Origin of the sequence: Mesorhizobium sp. M1006 (assembly GCF_040318825.1) — a bacterium.
GTDB lineage: Bacteria > Pseudomonadota > Alphaproteobacteria > Rhizobiales > Rhizobiaceae > Mesorhizobium.
In genome coordinates this window covers 85,655-104,753 of record NZ_JAMYMZ010000010.1, presented here as the reverse complement: position 1 = coordinate 104,753, position 19,099 = coordinate 85,655, and the positions used below count along the sequence as shown (strand labels likewise).

Here is a 19,099-nt window from a genome sequence, read left to right as displayed (position 1 = left end):
ACGGAGCAAGGAAGCTGGAGGTTATGGCGCCGGCAGCAGGGCCGGCAAAGGCGCGCATCCTGGCCTTGGATGACGACGAGCGCAATCTGCTGGCGATCGGCGAGGTTCTGGCCCCTATCGGTGAAGTCGTCTGCGTGCAGTCGGGCGAAGAGGCGTTGCGCGCACTGCTGAAGGAGGATTTCGCAGTCATCCTGCTGGATGTGCTGATGCCCCGGCTGGATGGCTACGAGACCGCGGGATTGATCCGCCAGCGCGAGCAATCCAGGCGAACGCCGATAATTTTTCTCACCGCCATCAACAAGGAAGACGCGCACATGCTGCGCGGCTACGACGCCGGCGCGGTCGATTACGTGTTCAAGCCTTTCGACCCGGCCATGCTGCGTTCCAAGGTCGCCGTGTTCGTCGAACTTCATGAGAAGACGCTGGAAATCCAGCAAAAGGCGGCTGCCGAGCAACGGCTGCTGGCCCAGGCACTGCAGGCGCAGAAGGAAAAGCTCGAGGCCGAGCGAGCCCTGCGCAGCGCCCAGGAGCGGCAGCATGCCATTTTGAGCTCTCTTCCGGTCTGCTTCCACGCAAGGGCGGCGGAGCCGCCGTTCGGCGCCAGCTTTGTCACCGAAGGGGTCGAACGCCTGACCGGCTTTCCTCCCGAACGCCTGACATCCGATCCAGGCTTCGGCCTGAGCCGGGTTCATCCCGACGATCTGCCGAGAGTGAGGGAGGTCCTGCTCGCAGCCAAGGCCGCCGGCTCCTACACCTGCGAATTCCGCTGGCAATGCGCCGACGGCAATTACCGGATTTTTCTCGACCAGGGCGTCCTGTCGAATGGCTCCGACGGCAAAGAGCCTGAGATCCTCGGCACGTTGCTGGACGTTACCGAGCGGCGCGAGCTTGAGAACCAGCTGCTGCAATCGCAGCGCCTCGATGCGATCGGCAAGCTTACCGGCGGGCTGGCGCATGATTTCAACAATCTGCTTGCCGCAATTCTCAGCGGATTGGGATTGCTCGAGCGCCACGCCGAGTTCGATGGACAGACCAGGCAGGTTCTGGAACTGACACGCCGGTCGGCAAAACAAGGCGCCGAGCTCGTCAACCGCATGCTTGCGTTCTCGCGCCGCCAGACGCTGAGGCCGCAGGCCGTGCGCCTCGCCGCGCTCGGCGATACAATGAACGGGTTGGTGGCCCCGGTCCTGGGCGGCCTGATCCGTTTCGATTGGCTTGTCGACGACACTGTGTGGCCGGCGCATGTCGATGCCAGCCAGCTGGAGCTCGCGCTGATGAACCTGGTCTTCAACGCGCGCGATGCCATGCCGTCCGGCGGCACGATAATCGTGGAGGCGCAAAATCGAACGCTAGGCCGTGCAGCCGAGGATATTTCGGCGGGCGACTATGTCGTGGTCACCGTCAAGGACACCGGGTCGGGCATACCGGCTGACATTCTCGCCAAGGTCGTCGAACCGTTCTTCACCACAAAACCGGTCGGCAAGGGCACTGGCCTCGGTCTGAGCACGGTGCATGGTTTCGTCAAGCAATCGGGCGGCACGCTTCGCATGGAAAGCACCGTCGGCAGTGGAACATCCGTCCAGCTCTGGCTGCCGCGTTCAATCGAGCGTCCGGTCGAAATCCCCGAGAAATCCGATGCCGACGACAGCGTCGTGAATGCCGGCGAGGACTATCCATCGGTCCTGCTGATCGACGACAGCAACGTACTGCGGGAACTGACGGCGCAATCGCTTCGCCAACACGGCTTTGCGGTTACCTGTGCCGCGGGCGGTGCCGAAGCGCTGGCGATGATCGAGCGCGCGCCGTACGATTTCGATGTCATCGTCACCGATTTTGCCATGCCGCTCGTCTCGGGCCTGGAGGTCATTCGGTTCGCCCGCAATCTGCGGGCCGATTGGCCGGCGGTGATGATAACCGGATATGCCGATGCCGACGCGATCGCCGGCCGGCCCCCCGACGTGCCGCTGCTCGGCAAACCGCTGCGCGACAAGGATCTTGTGGAGAGCATTCTTGCAGCGGCCGCGCGCGCCGGCTCGCAGAAAGCCAGGCAGGCCCAGCCGGTGAAAGGCGGGTACCGGTTTTCGACCTGAGGAGACAAGCCTCATCGAATCGAAACGGTACGTTCCGTATCCTCGATCGTCCGCGACATCCAGCCTGTGCGCAACACGGAGCGCCGGCCATGCCGCGCTCGACGGGCTGTGATGCGATTGATAAGCCCTCTCCGCAAGGAGAGTCGAGACATGACCGTTGCGATCGAGATGGGCCAGACGAGCGCAGGCGCCCCGGCGGCGCTGGATCTCGAGGAGCTGCTGGCGACCCGCCTTTTGGTGCAGGGCAATTCGGGCTCCGGCAAGTCCCACCTGCTGCGCCGGCTCTTGGAGCAGAGCGCGCCCTGGGTGCAGCAGACCATCATCGACCCCGAAGGCGACTTCGTGACGCTGGGCGACCGTTTCGGCCACCTGGTGATCGACGCCGAGGAGCATACCGAGCGCGGCCTGCAGAGCGCCGGCGAGCGGGCGCGCATCCACCGCGTCTCCACGGTGCTCAATCTCGAGGGGCTCGACGCCGAGAACCAGATGCGGCGCGCCGCCGCCTTTCTCGGCGGGCTTTTCGAGGTCGCCCGCGACCACTGGTACCCGATGCTGGTGGTGGTTGACGAAGCGCAGCTGTTCGCGCCGGCTGTCGCCGGCGAGGTTTCCGACGAGGCGCGCAAGCTCTCGCTCGGCGCCATGACCAATTTGATGTGCCGCGGCCGCAAACGCGGGCTGGCCGGCATCATCGCCACCCAGCGGCTGGCCAAGCTTGCCAAGAACGTCGCGGCCGAGGCTTCCAATTTCCTCATGGGCCGGACCTTTCTCGATATCGACATGGCGCGCGCCGCCGACCTGCTCGGCATGGAGCGGCGCCAGGCGGAGGCTTTTCGCGACCTCGAGCGCGGGCAATTCATGGCGCTCGGCCCGGCGCTGTCGCGCCGTCCGCTGGGCTTGCGGATCGGCCCGACCGATACAAGTCCGCGCAACGCGACCCCGCGCCTGATGCCGCTGCCGGAATCGGCGTTGGAGGACGCGCGCGCGATCATCCTGGCGGCCTCGCCGCCCGAAACCGTCCGGCCGCAGCGCCGGTCGTCGCCGGACCTGCTCGACCAGCTGATGGCGGCGAAATCGGCGGCGCTGGAAATCCGCCCCGAAGCGGTGGAGCCGCCGATCAGCGCCGAGGATTTGGCGGAGCGCCGCGAGCGCGTCGACCGGGTGCTGCGCGCCGTGCTGGCGCAACCCGATGCCGGCTTCCGGGTCATCGGCGTGCTTTATCAGGAGTTCGTGGTCCGCTGCCGCATCGAGGGCCTCGCCTCGGTCGTGCCGGACCTGCCGGAGTTCCGCCGCATGCTGACCCGCGCCCGCGCCGGCCTCGGCTCCGACATGGCAGGCGATGACGCTTGGCAGGACGTCTCGGCGCGCGCCTCGCTGCTCCCCGAGGACATGCAAGGCGTGTTCATGATGATCGCCCGCGCCGCCAAGGAGGGCTGGCCCTGCCCGAGCGACGCGGCGATCGCCCGCGCCTACGGCTCGCACTCGCTACGCCGCGCCCGGCGCCTGCTGATATATATCGAGGAGCAGGGGCTGATCGTCTGCCAGCTCGACGGGGTTGGAAGGCGGACGGTGACGCTGGTGGAGCTCGCCTGGGCGACCGCGCCGGGCGATCCCAATGCAGAGGACGCGGAGCAGGGGAGGTTGGTGGTGTAAGGGCTGACGCGGTTTGGGCGAAAGCTGACGTCGCTCAACATCAGCAAGCGCCAGAGTGTTCATCGCCGAACCAGTACTCAGACGTCGCGTTTGGGGCCGATAGCGAAATGGCGGCTTTAACGTTTGAAGAAGGATTGCGGACGTTCAGCCCGACGGGACCAAGGTCTGTTCCCAGGTCTAGCCGCCCCCCTCTCAATGGCATCCCCGGACCGCCCGGTGGATTTGCATCGCAAGTGGCGGGTGGCGGGGCAGCCACAGGGTGGACATTTCAGCCCACATCGAAAATGATCATGTTGCCATGCACACACTGTAGTGCTCTGATTTCGACGAAAAGCCTGAGCGTAGAAGCGGATCAACCGACCTCCGGGTCCAGCGAGCGAGGACGCAAATGGACACCCAAGAGAATGGGCAATTGCATCGCGACGCGGGCGGGCGACCCTGTCGATCGGCCGGCTGGCTTACCCGCGCCGCCGTGTTGGCGGCATTCCTGCTCGGCATGGCTTTCAGCAGCACTGCGTTTGCGCAGGACCAACAGTTACCCGTGGTGACGGCGGCCAAGCCGGTGGTCCGTGAAATCGTCGAAGACGACGAGTTCGTCGGGCGCTTCGAAGCCCTCGACCAGGTCGCCATCCGTTCGCGCGTCAGCGGCTATCTGGACAAGGTCAGCTTCCAGGACGGCGCACTGGTCAACAAGGGCGACCTGCTCTTCACCATCGATCAGCGTCCGTACCAGGCGGCTTATGATGCCGCCAAGTCGCAAGTGGACGTCGCCAAGAGTCTGCTCGAATTCTCCAAGATGCAGCTGGATCGCGCCGACGAACTCGCCAAGACCGGCAATATCTCAACCGCGACGGTCGACGACCGCCGGCGGGAATACCTTTCGGCGCAGGCGCAGATGCAGGGCGCGACGGCTGCGCTGACGACGGCCAGACTGAACATGGAATTCACCGAGATCAAGGCGCCCTTGTCCGGCCGCATCGACCGCCGGCTGGTGTCGGTCGGCAACCTCGTGCAGCCGGATTCCACCTTGCTGACGACCATCGTTACGCGCGATCCGATCGACTTCTATTTCGACGTCGATGAGCGCCTGTATTTCAGCTACGCCCGCGACGCGAAGGAGCGCGGCGGCAGCATGCAGGAAGGCGCCGGCGGGCTTGAGGTGGCGGTTCGCGTCGCCGACCGCGCGGAGGCGGTATTCAAAGGCAAGCTCGATTTTGCCGAGAACCGGATCGACAACGCGACCGGCACCATGCGGGTGCGTGCAAGGTTTCCCAACGCCGACGGCATTCTCCAGCCAGGCATGTTCGGACGCATCAACGTGCCGGGGTCGCTGCCGCATAGCGGCGTGCTGGTGCCCGACGAGGCGATCGGCGCCGATCAGGATCGCCGCATCGTGTTCCTGGTGGATGAGGCCGGGATGGTGTCGGCGAAGCCCGTGCGCACCGGCCCGCTTCTCGACGGCTACCGGGTGATCCGCCAGGGCCTGACCGGCGATGAGACGATCATCGTCAACGGGCTGATGCACGCCAGGCCCGGCACCAAGGTCAAGGTCGAGATGGTGACGTTGCCGCCCAGGGCCGAGACCGCCGAGTTGCAGCAATGAGGTTCGCACATTTCTTCGTCGACCGTCCGATCTTCGCATCGGTCGTTTCGATCGTCCTGCTGATCCTCGGCGGGATTGCTTATACCCAGCTGCCGGTCGCGCAATATCCCGAGATCGCGCCGCCGACCATCGTCGTTCGCGCCCAGTATCCGGGCGCAGACGCCGAGACGGTCGCAGCGACGGTGGCAACGCCGATCGAGCAGGAGATCAACGGCGTCGAGGGCATGCTCTACATGTCGTCCTATTCGTCGGGCGACGGGGCGATGGCGCTGACCATCACCTTCAAGCTGGGCACCGATCTCGACCAGGCGCAGGTGCTGGTGCAGAACCGCGTGTCGGTCGCCGAGCCGCGCCTGCCCGAAGAAGTCCGCCGCCTCGGCATCACCACCACCAAGACCTCGCCCGACCTGATGATGGTCGTGCACATGCTGTCGCCCGACAATACCTACGACCAACTCTACGTCTCGAACTACGCCCGCTCGCGGGTGCGCGACATACTGCTCAGACTAGACGGCGTCGGCGACCTCATCATCTTCGGCGAACGCGAATATTCGCTGCGCATCTGGCTCGATCCGGAAAAACTGTCCGCCCTGGGGATGACCTCGGGCGATGTGGTGCAGGCGCTGCGCGACCAGAATGTCCAGGTGTCGGGCGGCTCGATCGGCGCGCCGCCGACCAGCACCGGCACGGCGTTCCAGTACACGGTCACAACGCAAGGCCGCTTCAACGACGCACGCGACTTCCGATACGTGATCGTCAAATCGACCGACGACGGCCGCCTGATCTCGCTCCAGGACGTGGCGCGCATCGAGCTCGGCGCCAAGGATTACGTCACCAACTCCTATCTCAACGGCAAACCGGCGGTGGCGCTCGCCATCTTCCAGCGGCCGGGCACCAATGCGCTCGCCGCAGCCGCGGAGATCCAGGACAAGATGAAGGAGCTTTCCCGCGACTTCCCGAAGGGGTTGAACTACGACATCGTCTACAATCCGACCGAGTTCGTCGCCGAGTCGATCCAGGAGGTCTACAAGACGATCCTCGAGGCGATGCTGCTGGTCATCATCGTTATCATCGTCTTCCTGCAATCGTGGCGCATGGCGATCGTGCCGATCGTGGCGATTCCCGTGTCGCTGATCGGCACGCTGGCGGTACTTTACGCCGCCGGCTTCTCGCTCAACATGCTGACGCTGTTCGGCCTCGTTCTGGCGATCGGCATCGTCGTCGACGATGCGATCGTCGTGGTCGAAAACGTCGAGCGCAATATCGCCAGAGGGCTGGCGCCCAGTCCGGCGTCGCACCTGACCATGGACGAAGTCGGAACGGCCGTCATCGCGATCTCGCTGGTGTTGATAGCCGTGTTCGTGCCGACAGCCTTCATCCCCGGCATTTCTGGGCAGTTCTATCTGCAGTTTGCTATCACCATCGCGGTGTCGACGGCGATCTCGGCATTCAATTCGCTGACGCTTTCGCCGGCGCTGGCCGCACTGCTGTTCAAGCCGCATCACGCCGCGGCGGCGCCGCCGCGCTTTTTCCTGGCGCGGTTCGGACGGGCGCTCGCCGACGGCTTCAATCGCGGCTTCGACAGGGTCGCCCATTGGTATTCGAGCATTATCCGCGTGCTGGTCGGCTCGTGGATAACGATGGCCGCCATGCTGGCCGTTTTCGCGGCCCTCATCTACGCCACGGTCTACATGGTGCAGGCGGTGCCGCGCGGTTTCATTCCGTCGCTTGACCAGGGCTATGCGATCGTCGTCGTCCAGTTGCCGGACGGCGCTTCGCTGTCGAGGACCGATTCGGTCATCCAGCAGGCGTCGCAGATCATCCAGAAAACGCCAGGCGTCGATTACGCTGTCGCCTTCGCCGGCTTCTCCGGCGCGACCTTCACCAACGCCAGCAACGCGGGCGTGATCTTCGCCAGGTTCAAGCCGTTTGACGAGCGACTGAAAGCCGGCCAGTCGGCGACCCAGGTCATCGGCAATCTGTTCGGCAGCCTGCAAAGCATCAAGGAAGCCTTCATTATCGCACTGCCACCGCCGCCGATCCGCGGCGTCGGCAATGCCGGCGGCTTCAAGCTGCAGATCCAGGAGCGCAACAGCGCCGACATGCGGCAGATCCTGGCGCTTGCCTACGAAATCGCCGGCAAGGCCAACAAGACGCCGGGGCTGACGGGCGTGTTCACCACCTTCTCCGCGTCGAGCCCGCAATTCTTCCTGGAGATCGATCGCGACAAGGCGCGCATCCTGAACGTGCCGATCCCCAACATCTTCGAGACGCTGTCGATCAATTTGGGCACCGCCTACGTCAACGACTTCAACGCGTTCGGGCGCGTCTACCAGGTGCGGGCGCAGGCCGACCAGGCGTTCCGCCTCGATCGCGCCGACATCTTGAAACTGAAGGTGCGCTCGGCGACCGGCGCGCTGGTTCCGCTCGGCACGTTGATCGAGATCCGCGACGTCACCGGCCCGGCGCTGGTCCAGCGCTACAACATGTACGTCTCAGTGCCGCTGCAGGGCAACGCCGCGCCCGGCGTTTCCACGGGCGACGCGCTGGCATTGATGGAAGGGATCACGGCAAAGACGCTGCCCGCCGGTACCTCCTATGAATGGACCGAGCTCGCCTATCAGGAGCGCAACACCGGCAATGCCGCTGTCTATATTTTCGGACTGTCGGTGCTGTTCGTGTTCCTGGCGCTGGCGGCGCAATATGAAAGCTGGGTGCTGCCGTTCGCCATTGTGCTGGTGGTGCCGCTCGGCGTGCTCGCGGCGTTGCTCGGCGTGTCTTTCCGAGGGCTGGACAACAACATCCTCGTGCAGATCGGCCTCATCGTGCTGATCGGGCTTGCCGCGAAGAACGCGATCCTGATCGTCGAATTCGCGCGGCAGGCGCAGGAACGCGGGCTGTCGGCCGCCGAGGCTGCCGTCGAAGCCTGCCGGCTCAGGCTGCGGCCGATCCTGATGACCGCCTTCTCGTTCATCCTTGGCGTCGTGCCGCTGATGATCGCAACGGGACCGGGCGCAGAAATGCGCCAGTCGCTCGGCACCGCGGTATTCTCCGGCATGCTCGGCGTCACCTTCGTCGGCCTGTTCCTGACGCCGGTGTTCTACGTCACGCTCAGGTCGCTGTTTTCACGGCGCAAGCCCCGTGCCGAGGCCGAACCTTCGGGGCCGGCAGAGGCGCCATCGGAGACGGCCGCCGAGTAGGGTTACGAATTCGCCGCGCGAGCGCGGTTATCACTCCAGAAAATCGGCGCGGCGCGGCAACGGCTACGATCTGCGCAACCTCGGCGTCGAGGTGCCGCGGAGACCCTGCTCGGTCTGATCCAGCCTGACAGCCGCATCCAGTTCAGCGAGACGATGCCGGGCGGAGAGGCCAATGCGATCTTCTATCTGGTCGACCAGGCGGGGCTTGAGGGCGCAACCGCGACCTCCGGAGTCCTCGCTTGCGATGTCTGCTTCCGCCCGACGCGATCACCGTGCGCCGACAGACCTGCAGGCAGCCGATCAGGCGGGTGCGGCGCCCGCGGCGTCAACTTCGTGGCGCCGGCCGTCGTCCAATTCCTCAGGCGGCGCCTGGACGCCGGCTTTGTTTCCGTGAATCTCGCCATGCCGCATTGCACAATCGTCTCGCCTGCGCAAAATGCGGCATGATCCGCAAATCCCTCACTGTTCTGGTGATCGATGAAAACCACATCCGCGCTTCGATAATCGAAGCGGGATTGCGGGAGGCCGGGCATCAGCAGGTCACGGTCATCCACGACGTCGCCGGCATCGCGCGGCGGATCGCCGAGATCGAACCCGACGTGATCGTCATCGATCTCGAAAATCCCAACCGCGACATGCTCGAAAACATGTTCCAGCTTTCGCGCGTGGTGAAGCGGCCGATCGCCATGTTCGTCGACCGCTCGGATCAGGCTTCGATCGAAGCTGCGGTGGAAGCGGGGGTATCGGCCTATGTCGTCGACGGCCTGCGCCAGGAGCGGGTCAAGCCGATCCTCGACATGGCGATCAGCCGCTTCAACGCCTTCTCGCGCATGGCGCGCGAACTGGAAGAAGCCCGCAGCGAGTTGGAGAGCCGCAAGGTGATCGATCGCGCCAAGGGCATCCTGATGAAATCGCGCGGCCTGTCGGAGGACGCGGCCTACACGCTGCTGCGCAAGACAGCCATGAACCAGAACCGCAAGATCGCCGAAATCGCGCAGAGCCTGGTGACGGCGGCAGGGCTTCTGGATCCCGAGGAGAGTTGAGAATGGCGGCCGAGCACCGGATCAATGCTGGCTTCATGCCGCTCTTCGACAGCGCCATCCTTGTCGCGGCGAAGGAAATCGGCTTTGCTTTGCGCGAAGGCATCGACCTCACCCTCAACCGGGAAACGTCCTGGGCCAACATCCGCGACCGCATCGCCATCGGCCACTTCGATCTGGCGCACATGCTGGGGCCGATGCCGATCGCCTGCAATCTGGGGCTGACGCCGCTCGCCTCCGACACGGTCGTGCCGTTCTCGCTCGGCCTCGGCGGCAATTGCGTGACGGTTTCAAACGCGGTCTGGGCCGGCATGGCCGCGCACGGCGCCCAACCCGATCTCGATCCGGCGCGGGCCGGCAAGGCATTGCGAGCGCTGATTCGCGAACGGGCGAATGGCGGCGGCGATCCGCTGCGCTTCGCCGTCGTCCATCCGCATTCCGGGCACAATTACGAATTGCGCTACTGGCTCGCCGCCTGCGGCATCGACCCGTCGCGTGAAATCGAGATCGTCATCGTGCCGCCCCCCTTCATGGCCGACGCGCTCGCCGCCGGCAGGATCGACGGCTACTGCGTCGGCGAACCTTGGAACAGTGCCGCGGTCGTCGCCGGCACCGGCCGCATCGCCACGGTCAAGGCGGCCATCTGGAAGACCAGCCCGGAGAAAGTCGTTGGCGTGCGCAAGGCATGGGCGGAAAGAGAGCCGGACGCGCTTTCAGCCCTGCTGCGTGCGCTTCATCACGCGGCGCGCTGGTGCCAGGATCCGGCAAACCGTGACGAACTCGCGGCCCTGATGGCGCAGCCGGCCTTCCTCGGGCTTGCGCCGGCGCTGCAGATGCCGATTCTCAGCGGGCATCTGGCGCTCGGCGGCGGCGCCGAACTCACCGTCGGTGACTTCTTTCTGCCCTTCAACAAGGCGGCGAACTTCCCGTGGAAGAGCCATGCGCTGTGGTTCTACACGCAGATGGTGCGCTGGGGGCATGTCCCGCACACGCCGGAAAACCTCGCTATTGCCCGCGACTGCTACCGCCCCGATCTCTACCGCTCGGCGTTGAAGCCGCTTGGCGTGGCGCTTCCCGGTGCCAATGCCAAGGTCGAGGGCGCGCTGAAGGCCGCGACTCCGGTCGGTTCGGCGGGGGCAAGCCTGGTGCTCGGTCCCGATGGCTTCTTCGATGGCCAGATATTCGATCCCGACGAGATCGACGCCTACATTGCCGGCCAGAAATTGGCGCGCGCTGAGGCCTGATCATTTCTCCGGCATTCTTGTGCGCTGCACAAAAAATGTGCGTGCAACTGCGCTAATGAACAATCCTTGGCTTGCTCGCCCAGCGGCCCGGCGCGCCGAAGATTGTGGCATGCCGTTGATCTCATTGATGTTTGTCACCCATTCCGAAACTGGCACGGTTCCTGCTTTGTAATAGGCAGACTCTTCTCGGGTCACGGAATAGGCGTCCAATGGCGGGCGCTACAGGCAAAGCTGCCGCTCAGGTCAACACGCGATCCCGGATGGACGGACGCGCGCGGCCTGGCCGGCGGCTTTCTTTGTTTTGGTCGAACACGCAATCGACGGCGCCGATCCCAAGCCGCGCCCAACCGGAGATGACGATGACGAAAAGCACCAATAGCCATTCCGCCCAAACGGCGATCAGCCGCCGGGATTTCCTGAGGATCAGCGCGGCCACCGCGGCAACGCTGGCCGCGGCGCGTGCGCTGCTGCCCTCCGGCGCCTATGCGGCGCCCGCCGCGCCGGAAGTCACCGGCGCCAAGCTCGGCTTCATCGCATTGACTGATGCAGCACCGTTGATGATCGCCAAGGAGAAAGGCCTGTTCGAGAAATTCGGCATGCCCGATGTCGAGGTGCTCAAGCAGGCCTCCTGGGGGGCGACGCGCGATAATCTGGTGCTCGGCGGCGAAGCCAACGGCATTGACGGCGCCCATATCCTGACGCCGATGCCTTATCTGATGCACACCGGCAAGGTGACGCAAAACAAGCAGCCACTGCCGATGGCGATCGTGGCGCGGCTCAACTACGACTGCCAGGGCATTTCCGTCGCCCAGGAATATGCCGGCACCGGCGTCGGCCTCGACGCCTCCAAGCTGAAGGACGCCTTCGCTGCGAAAAAGGCCGCAGGCAAGGAGGTGAAGGCCGCCATGACCTTCCCGGGCGGCACGCACGATCTTTGGCTGCGCTACTGGCTGGCTGCCGGCGGCATCGATCCCGACAAGGACGTCTCGACCATCGTCGTGCCGCCGCCGCAGATGGTCGCCAACATGAAGGTCGGCAACATGGACGTGTTCTGTGTCGGCGAGCCGTGGAACGAGCAACTCGTCCACCAGAGCGTCGGCTTCACCGCCGCCACCACCGGCGAACTGTGGAAGGGCCATCCGGAAAAGGCGCTCGGCCTGCGCGCCGCCTTTATCGACAAGTACCCGAACGCCACCAAGGCGATCCTGATGGCCGTCATGGAAGCCCAGCAATGGTGCGAGGCAAAAGAAAACAAGGACGAGATGGCCGCCATCATCGGCAAGCGGCAGTGGATGAACGTGCCGACTGCCGACATCATCGGCCGCCTCAAGGGCGACATCAACTACGGCAATGGCCGCGTCGCCAACGGCACCGACCTCTATATGAAGTTCTGGAAGGGCGGCGTGTCCTATCCCTTCAAGAGCCACGACAGCTGGTTCCTCGCCGAAAATATCCGCTGGGGCAAGTTCGCGCCGACCACCGACATCAAAGCACTGGTCGGCCAAGTAAACCGTGAGGATCTGTGGCGCGAGGCGGCCAAGGATCTTGGTGTCGCCGCGGCCGATATTCCGGCGTCTACGTCGCGAGGCACTGAAACCTTCTTCGACGGCAAGATATTCGATCCGGAGAACCCGTCGGCCTATCTCGACAGCCTGAAAATCAAGGTGTCGGCCTGAGCCTGACAGGGGATGCGCGGCAGGCGGTGGCAGCGCCGCCTGCCTTGCACCTGCCGCCAAGGAGTTTTTCGAGAATGTCTATCCAAGCCATCGAGGACCGCAAGGTGAAGCCGTTCCCCGCACCGGCCAAGCCCGCCGAGGTCATCGCCTTGACCGCCAGGGCGCGGCGCCGCTTCGACCCGGCCGCGGTCGCCGCCAAGCTGGCCAGCACGCTGGTGCCGCCGGTCATCGTCATCACCATTATGCTCGTCGTCTGGCAGGTCGCCTGTTCGTCGCCCACGGCCAGCCTGCCACCGCCGAGCCAAGTGTGGAACGAGGCCTATGACCTGATCGCCCACCCGTTCTTCGACAATGGCCCGCAGGACATCGGACTCGCCTGGCGGGTGCTGATGTCGCTGCAGCGCGTCGCCATGGGCTTCGGCCTGGCAGCAATCGTCGGCGTCGCGCTCGGCGCGCTGGTCGGCCAGTCGATCTGGGCGATGCGCGGTCTCGATCCGGTCTTCCAGATCCTGCGCACGGTGCCGCCGCTCGCGTGGCTGCCGCTGTCGCTGGCGGCGTTCCGCGATTCCAGCCCGTCGGCGATCTTCGTCATCTTCATCACCTCGATCTGGCCCATCATCATCAACACCGCGGTCGGTGTCCGCAACATCCCCGAGGACTACCGCAACGTCGCCCGTATCCTCCGGCTCAACCAGTTCGAGTTCTTTGTGAAGATCATGGTGCCGGCGGCCGCGCCCTACATCTTCACCGGCTTGCGGATCGGCATCGGCCTGTCCTGGCTCGCCATCGTCGCCGCCGAAATGCTGACCGGCGGCGTCGGCATCGGCTTCTTCATCTGGGACGCGTGGAACTCGTCGCGCCTGCCCGACATCATTGTCGCGCTCGCCTATATCGGCATCACCGGCTTTTGCCTCGACCGCCTGGTCGCGGCGGTCGGCGTCTTCGTCACCCGCGGCACAACGGCAAAGTGAGGAGAGGGACGATGACGGCCTATCTGAAACTCGACCACATCAACAAATCCTTCGCCCGCGGCAGCCAGGTCAGCGACGTGCTGAAGGACATCCGGCTGACTATCGACAAGGGCGAATTCGTCTCGATCATCGGCCATTCCGGCTGCGGCAAGTCGACCTTGCTCAACCTGATCGCCGGCCTGACCAAGGTCTCGGCCGGCGCCGTCCTGCTCGAAGACAAGGAGGTCGACAGCCCCGGCCCGGAACGCGCCGTGGTGTTCCAGAACCACAGCCTGCTGCCATGGCTCACCGTCTACGAAAACATCAACCTTGCGGTATCCAAGGTCTTCGGCGGCAAAAAGAGCCGGGCCGAACGGCATGAATGGATCATGCGCAATCTCGATCTCGTGCAGATGGCGCATGCCAAGGACAAACGTCCGGCCGAGATTTCGGGCGGCATGAAGCAGCGCGTCGGCATCGCCCGGGCGCTGGCCATGGAGCCGAAGATCCTGCTGCTCGACGAGCCCTTCGGCGCGCTCGACGCGCTGACCCGCGCGCATCTTCAGGACGCGGTGATGGATATCCATTCGAGGCTCGGCTCGACGACGATCATGATAACTCACGATGTCGACGAGGCGGTGCTGCTGTCCGACCGCATCGTGATGATGACCAACGGGCCGGCGGCCACCATCGGCGAGGTTCTTCCCGTGCCGCTGGCCCGGCCGCGTCGGCGCATTGAGCTTTCCTCCGACCGCACCTTCCTGCGCTGCCGCGAGGCGGTGCTGAAATTCCTCTACGAACGCCACCGCTTCGTCGAACCGGCGGAGTAAGGCCATAATTGGAAACTCGTCATCATCATTGGCAAATCTGCATCGGCAATGGGCAATCTACCGCATTGCACAAATATTATGCTGCTGTGCAAGGCATTTTGACTAATCTTTGATCCGCTGCCGAGCTTGGTCAAAAGTCGCGCGGCTGCGGTTCATATTGATTTCATTCTATAATTAAGAGCGCTGTCGAATTGGCACGCTTCCTGCTTTCCAAAATGTAGGGTCCGCAAGGGCCAAGTGACACGGCGTCCAATGGCGGGCGCCACAGGCAAAGCTGCCGCTCAGGTCCACACGCGCTCCCGAAATCCCGGACGCGAAGACCTGGCCGGCGGCTTTTTTGTTTTGACGCAATCGACACGCTGGTCCCAAGCGGCGCCAACCGGAGACGACGATGACGAAACGGATCGGAACTGGCGCGTCCCTCGCGGACTTCACGCGCCGCGATTTTCTGGCCGCCAGCGCGCTGACGGCGGCGCTGTTCACCGCCGCGCTCCTCCTCTTTCCCGCCGGCGCCAAGACTGACGGCAAGGGTCTTGAAGTGACCGCGCAAAGGTCGGTTTCAACCAGTTCGCCGATGCTGCGCCGCTGACAGTCGCGAACGAACAGACAAGGGCGGTGCCTCCCACGCCGCAAACCGGAGCCAGAAAATGACCGCAAATCTCCCAGCCGCGCCCAGCCAGGACAGCGCTCCCCGGCAGGCGCTTGCCATGTCCACCATCGCCTTCACCGTCTGCTTCGCGGTGTGGACGATCTTTTCAATCATCGGCGTGCGCATAAAGCAGGAGTTGGGGCTGAACGAGACGGAGTTCGGCCTGCTCGTCGGCACGCCGATCCTCACCGGCTCGCTCGTGCGTATGGTGCTCGGTGTCTGGACCGACCGTTTTGGCGGACGGCTGGTATACACCGCGACCATGCTTGCGGCGGCGGTCGCGACCTTTCTGCTCGCTTTTGCGCACACCTACGGGCAGATGCTGGTCGCCGCATTAGGCGTTGGGCTCGCCGGCGGTTCCTTCGCCGTCGGTGTCGCCTATGTCTCGCGCTTCTTCCCGGCCGGCAAGCAGGGTACGGCGCTTGGCATTTTCGGTGTCGGCAATGTCGGCGCCGCGGTCACCAAGTTCCTGGCACCGTTCGTGCTTCTTTCCTGGGGCTGGCAGTCGGTCGCGCTGATCTGGGCGGCAGCACTAGTCGTCATGGCCGCCGTCTTCTGGTTCACGACTGGCGACGATCCGGTCATCCGCGAGCGCCGCGCCGGCAAGGCAGCGCCCAAGAGAAGCTTCTTGCAGGAATTCGCGCCGCTCAAGAACCTGCAGGTCTGGCGCTTCGCCTTCTATTATTTCTTCGCCTTCGGTGCATTCGTGGCGCTCTCGCTGTGGCTGCCCCGCTACCTGATCGGCGTCTACGGCTTCGGGCTTGCGACCGCCGGCATGATTGGCGCGGCCTATTCAATTCCGGCAAGTATTTTCCGCGCCTATGGCGGCGTGCTTTCCGACCGGATCGGCGCCCGCACCGTGCTCTACTGCACCTTCGCTGTCAGTGCCGTCGCGACTCTCGTTCTGTCTCTCCCCTCGGCAGACTACGTCGTGCGCGGTATCAGCGGGCCGATCGCCTTCCATTTCGAGATCGGCCCGCTTGCCTTCATAGCCGTTGCCTGTGTGCTCGGCTTCTTCATGAGCCTTGGCAAGGCCGCCGTCTACAAGCACATCCCGGCTTACTATCCGCAGAGTGTCGGCGCGGTCGGCGGCGTTGTCGGCATGATTGGCGGGCTCGGCGGCTTTATCCTGCCAATCGCCTTCGGCGTGCTCAACGACCTCACCGGCGTCTGGTCGAGCTGCTTCATGCTGCTCTTCGTCATTGTCGCCACCTGTTTTGCCTGGATGCATTTTTCCATCCGGCGGATGGAGCGCACGGCGTCTGACGAAGCTTCAGGCCTTTCCTACGCGGCTGAGTGAGAGCGGAGTGGATCAGGACATGACCGAGAAACTCGTCATCATCGGCAACGGCATGGCCCCCGGGCGCATGCTGGAGCATCTCCTGGAAAAGGCGCCTGGGCGCTACCAGGTCACCATCTTCAACGCCGAGCCGCGCGTGAACTACGACCGCATCATGCTGTCGCCGGTTCTGTCGGGAGAAAAGGCCTATGAGGAGATCATCATCCATGGCGACGGTTGGTACATCAAGCACGGCATCACCCTCTACAAGGGCCACAAGATCGTCGCCATCGACCGGCAGGCAAAGACCGTCACCTCCGATCATGGCGTGACCGAGCCCTACGACAAGCTCGTCATCGCCACCGGCTCGGTGCCGTTTATCATTCCGGTGCCAGGCCATGACCTGCCGGGCGTGCTCACCTATCGCGATCTCGACGACGTCCGGGCGATGATGCTTGCCGCCCAGTCGCGGGCCAAGGCTGTCGTCATCGGCGGCGGCCTGCTCGGCCTGGAAGCGGCTGCGGGTCTGAACGCGCAGGGCATGGACGTCACCGTGCTGCACGTCATGCCGACGCTGATGGAGCGTCAGCTCGATCCGGCCGCCGGATATCTCCTGCAGCGCGCCGTCGAGCAGCGCGGCATCAAGGTCATCACCAAGGCCAACACCCAGGCGATCACCGGCAACGGCAAGGTCGAGCGGGTGGAGCTTGCCGACGGCACAGTCATTCCCGCAACGCTCGTCGTCATGGCGGTGGGCATCAGGCCGAATGCGGCGCTGGCGAAGGAAGCCGGCATTGCGGTCAATCGCGGCATCGTCGTCGACGCCGGCATGCGCAGCAACGATCCCGATATCTACGCAATCGGCGAATGCGCCGAGGTCAACGGCCAGGTCTACGGGCTGGTCGCGCCGCTCTACGAGATGGCGCGCGTCGCCGCCAGCCATCTGGCCGGCAATGAGGCGGCGGCTTTCGTCCACATGGACACGCCGACTAAGCTCAAGGTCACCGGCATCGAGCTGTTCTCTCTCGGCGACTTCGCCGAGGGCGATGACCGCCAGGAGATCGTGCTGCGCGATGCCGCGGCCGGCGTCTACAAGCGCCTGGTACTCAAGGACGACCGCATCATCGGCACCGTGCTCTATGGCGAGACGGCGGACGGCGCCTGGTTCAACGACCTCAAGAAGAAGCAGACCGACATATCCGAGATGCGCGATACGCTCATCTTCGGCCAGTCCTACCAGGGAGGCGCCCCCCTGGACCCTATGGCGGCCGTTGCAGCCTTGCCGGATGATGCGGAAATCTGCGGTTGCAACGGCGTATGCAAGGGAAAGATCACCGGCGCGATCACGGCCAGGGGCTTGACCTCGCTCGACGATGTGCGCGCCCACACCAAGGCGTCGGCCTCCTGCGGCTCCTGCACCGGGCTGGTCGAAAAGCTGATGGTGCTGACCATCGGCGACAAATACAACCCCGCGGCGGTCCAGCCGATGTGCAGCTGCACCGCGCTTGGCCATGACGAGGTCCGCCGGCTGATCAAGGCCAAGGGCCTGAAGACCATTCCCGCCGTTATGCAGGAACTGGAGTGGAAGACCTCCTGCGGCTGCGCCAAATGCCGGCCGGCGCTCAACTATTATCTCGTCTGCGACTGGCCCGACGAATACGCCGACGATTACCAGTCGCGCTTCATCAACGAGCGCGTCCACGCCAACATCCAAAAGGACGGCACCTATTCGGTAGTGCCGCGCATGTGGGGCGGCGTCACCAACGCGGCCGAATTGCGCGCCATCGCCGACGTCGTCGACAAGTTCGAGATCCCGATGGTCAAGGTCACCGGCGGCCAGCGCATTGACATGCTCGGCATCCGCAAGGAAGACCTGCCGGCGGTATGGGCCGATCTCGGCCAGGCCGGCTTCGTCTCCGGCCACGCCTATGCCAAAGGACTGCGCACGGTGAAGACCTGTGTCGGCTCGGACTGGTGCCGCTTCGGCACGCAGGATTCGACCGGCTTGGGCATCCGTATCGAAAAATTCATGTGGGGCTCGTGGACCCCGGCCAAGGTCAAGATGGCGGTGTCGGGCTGTCCGCGAAACTGTGCCGAGGCGACCTGCAAGGATGTCGGCGTGATCTGCGTCGATAGCGGCTACGAGATCCATTTCGCCGGCGCCGCCGGTCTCGACATCAAGGGCACCGAAGTGCTCGGCCTGGTCAAGACCGAGGACGAGGCGCTGGAGCATATCGTGGCGTTGACGCAGATGTATCGCGAGCAGGGTCGCTATCTTGAGCGTATCTACAAATGGGCCAAGCGCGTCGGCATAGCTGAGATCAAGCGTCAGATCATGGACGATGGCGAGAAGCGCAAAGCCTATTTCGACCGCTTCGTCTTTTCGCAGAAATTCGCCCAGGTCGACCCATGGTCGGAACGTGCTTCCGGCAAGGACAAGCATGAATTCCGGCCGATGGCTTCGATCGGCTTTGCCCAGGCGGCGGAGTAGGCGCGTGTTCCCGAAAAGTGGAATGCGGTTTTCGGACAAGAACACGCGCAAAAGAGGAATGGCCACATGAATTGGGTATCGATCGGCACGCTCTCGGACATTCCGCGTCGCGGCGCGCGCTGCGTCGCCACGCCGGAAGGAAAGATCGCCGTCTTTCGCACGGCCGACGATCAGGTCTTTGCCATCGACGACCATTGCCCGCACAAAGGTGGGCCGCTCAGCCAGGGCATCGTCCATGGCACGGCGGTGACCTGTCCCTTGCACAATTGGGTGATCTCGCTGGAGACAGGCAAGGCGCTCGGCGCGGACGAGGGCGCGGTGCGCACCATTGCGGTGCGGATCGACGGCGAGCGGCTGTTCATTGCGCTGGAAGCGCTGGCCAGCCGCGCGGCGTGAA

General features: G+C 64.4%; 13 protein-coding genes. All 13 read left to right on the top strand.

Annotation, left to right across the window (positions count from 1 at the left end):
• Positions 1-23: 23 nt before the first annotated feature.
• The 13 genes from NKH60_RS12370 to nirD all read left to right on the top strand — a co-directional run bounded on the left by NKH60_RS12370 (position 24) and on the right by nirD (position 19,098).
• On the top strand, positions 24-2,090 hold the full coding sequence (locus NKH60_RS12370) for a PAS domain-containing hybrid sensor histidine kinase/response regulator (protein ID WP_352872261.1): 2,067 nt from the start codon (positions 24-26) through the stop codon (positions 2,088-2,090).
• A 150-nt stretch (positions 2,091-2,240) separates the two neighbouring features.
• Positions 2,241-3,740: a helicase HerA domain-containing protein gene (locus NKH60_RS12365; protein ID WP_352681463.1), complete on the top strand. Its 1,500-nt coding sequence runs from the start codon at positions 2,241-2,243 to the stop codon at positions 3,738-3,740.
• 496 nt (positions 3,741-4,236) lie between these two features.
• Positions 4,237-5,343: an efflux RND transporter periplasmic adaptor subunit gene (locus NKH60_RS12360; protein WP_352681567.1), complete on the top strand. Its 1,107-nt coding sequence runs from the start codon at positions 4,237-4,239 to the stop codon at positions 5,341-5,343.
• The gene (locus NKH60_RS12355; protein WP_352872259.1) at positions 5,340-8,543 is read left to right on the top strand and encodes an efflux RND transporter permease subunit; all 3,204 of its coding nucleotides are present in this window, start codon (positions 5,340-5,342) and stop codon (positions 8,541-8,543) included. Before NKH60_RS12360 ends, NKH60_RS12355 begins: the two co-directional genes overlap by 4 nt.
• A gap of 443 nt (positions 8,544-8,986) precedes the next feature.
• Positions 8,987-9,586 carry an ANTAR domain-containing response regulator gene (locus NKH60_RS12350; RefSeq protein ID WP_023676288.1) on the top strand — a complete coding sequence of 200 codons (600 nt, stop codon included), beginning with the start codon at positions 8,987-8,989 and terminating at the stop codon, positions 9,584-9,586.
• 2 nt (positions 9,587-9,588) lie between these two features.
• On the top strand, positions 9,589-10,827 hold the full coding sequence (locus tag NKH60_RS12345; RefSeq protein WP_352681461.1) for a CmpA/NrtA family ABC transporter substrate-binding protein: 1,239 nt from the start codon (positions 9,589-9,591) through the stop codon (positions 10,825-10,827).
• Between the two features lie 359 nt (positions 10,828-11,186).
• The gene (locus NKH60_RS12340; RefSeq protein WP_352681459.1) at positions 11,187-12,503 is read left to right on the top strand and encodes a CmpA/NrtA family ABC transporter substrate-binding protein; all 1,317 of its coding nucleotides are present in this window, start codon (positions 11,187-11,189) and stop codon (positions 12,501-12,503) included.
• Positions 12,504-12,577: 74 nt separating this feature from the next.
• Positions 12,578-13,474 (top strand): nitrate ABC transporter permease, encoded by an 897-nt coding sequence (gene ntrB / locus NKH60_RS12335; RefSeq protein ID WP_352681457.1) that lies wholly within the window; start codon positions 12,578-12,580, stop codon positions 13,472-13,474.
• An 11-nt stretch (positions 13,475-13,485) separates the two neighbouring features.
• Complete coding sequence (locus NKH60_RS12330; RefSeq protein ID WP_352872256.1) at positions 13,486-14,283, top strand: ABC transporter ATP-binding protein; 798 nt, start codon at positions 13,486-13,488, stop codon at positions 14,281-14,283.
• Positions 14,284-14,674: 391 nt separating this feature from the next.
• Positions 14,675-14,872: a twin-arginine translocation signal domain-containing protein gene (locus tag NKH60_RS12325; protein WP_352469909.1), complete on the top strand. Its 198-nt coding sequence runs from the start codon at positions 14,675-14,677 to the stop codon at positions 14,870-14,872.
• A gap of 58 nt (positions 14,873-14,930) precedes the next feature.
• Complete coding sequence (locus NKH60_RS12320) at positions 14,931-16,232, top strand: MFS transporter (protein ID WP_352448438.1); 1,302 nt, start codon at positions 14,931-14,933, stop codon at positions 16,230-16,232.
• Positions 16,233-16,251: 19 nt separating this feature from the next.
• Complete coding sequence (gene nirB / locus NKH60_RS12315; RefSeq protein WP_352872253.1) at positions 16,252-18,702, top strand: nitrite reductase large subunit NirB; 2,451 nt, start codon at positions 16,252-16,254, stop codon at positions 18,700-18,702.
• A gap of 66 nt (positions 18,703-18,768) precedes the next feature.
• Positions 18,769-19,098, top strand: coding sequence for a nitrite reductase small subunit NirD (gene nirD / locus NKH60_RS12310; protein ID WP_023676297.1), 330 nt, complete (start codon positions 18,769-18,771; stop codon positions 19,096-19,098).
• The last annotated feature ends 1 nt before the right edge of the window (position 19,099 follow it).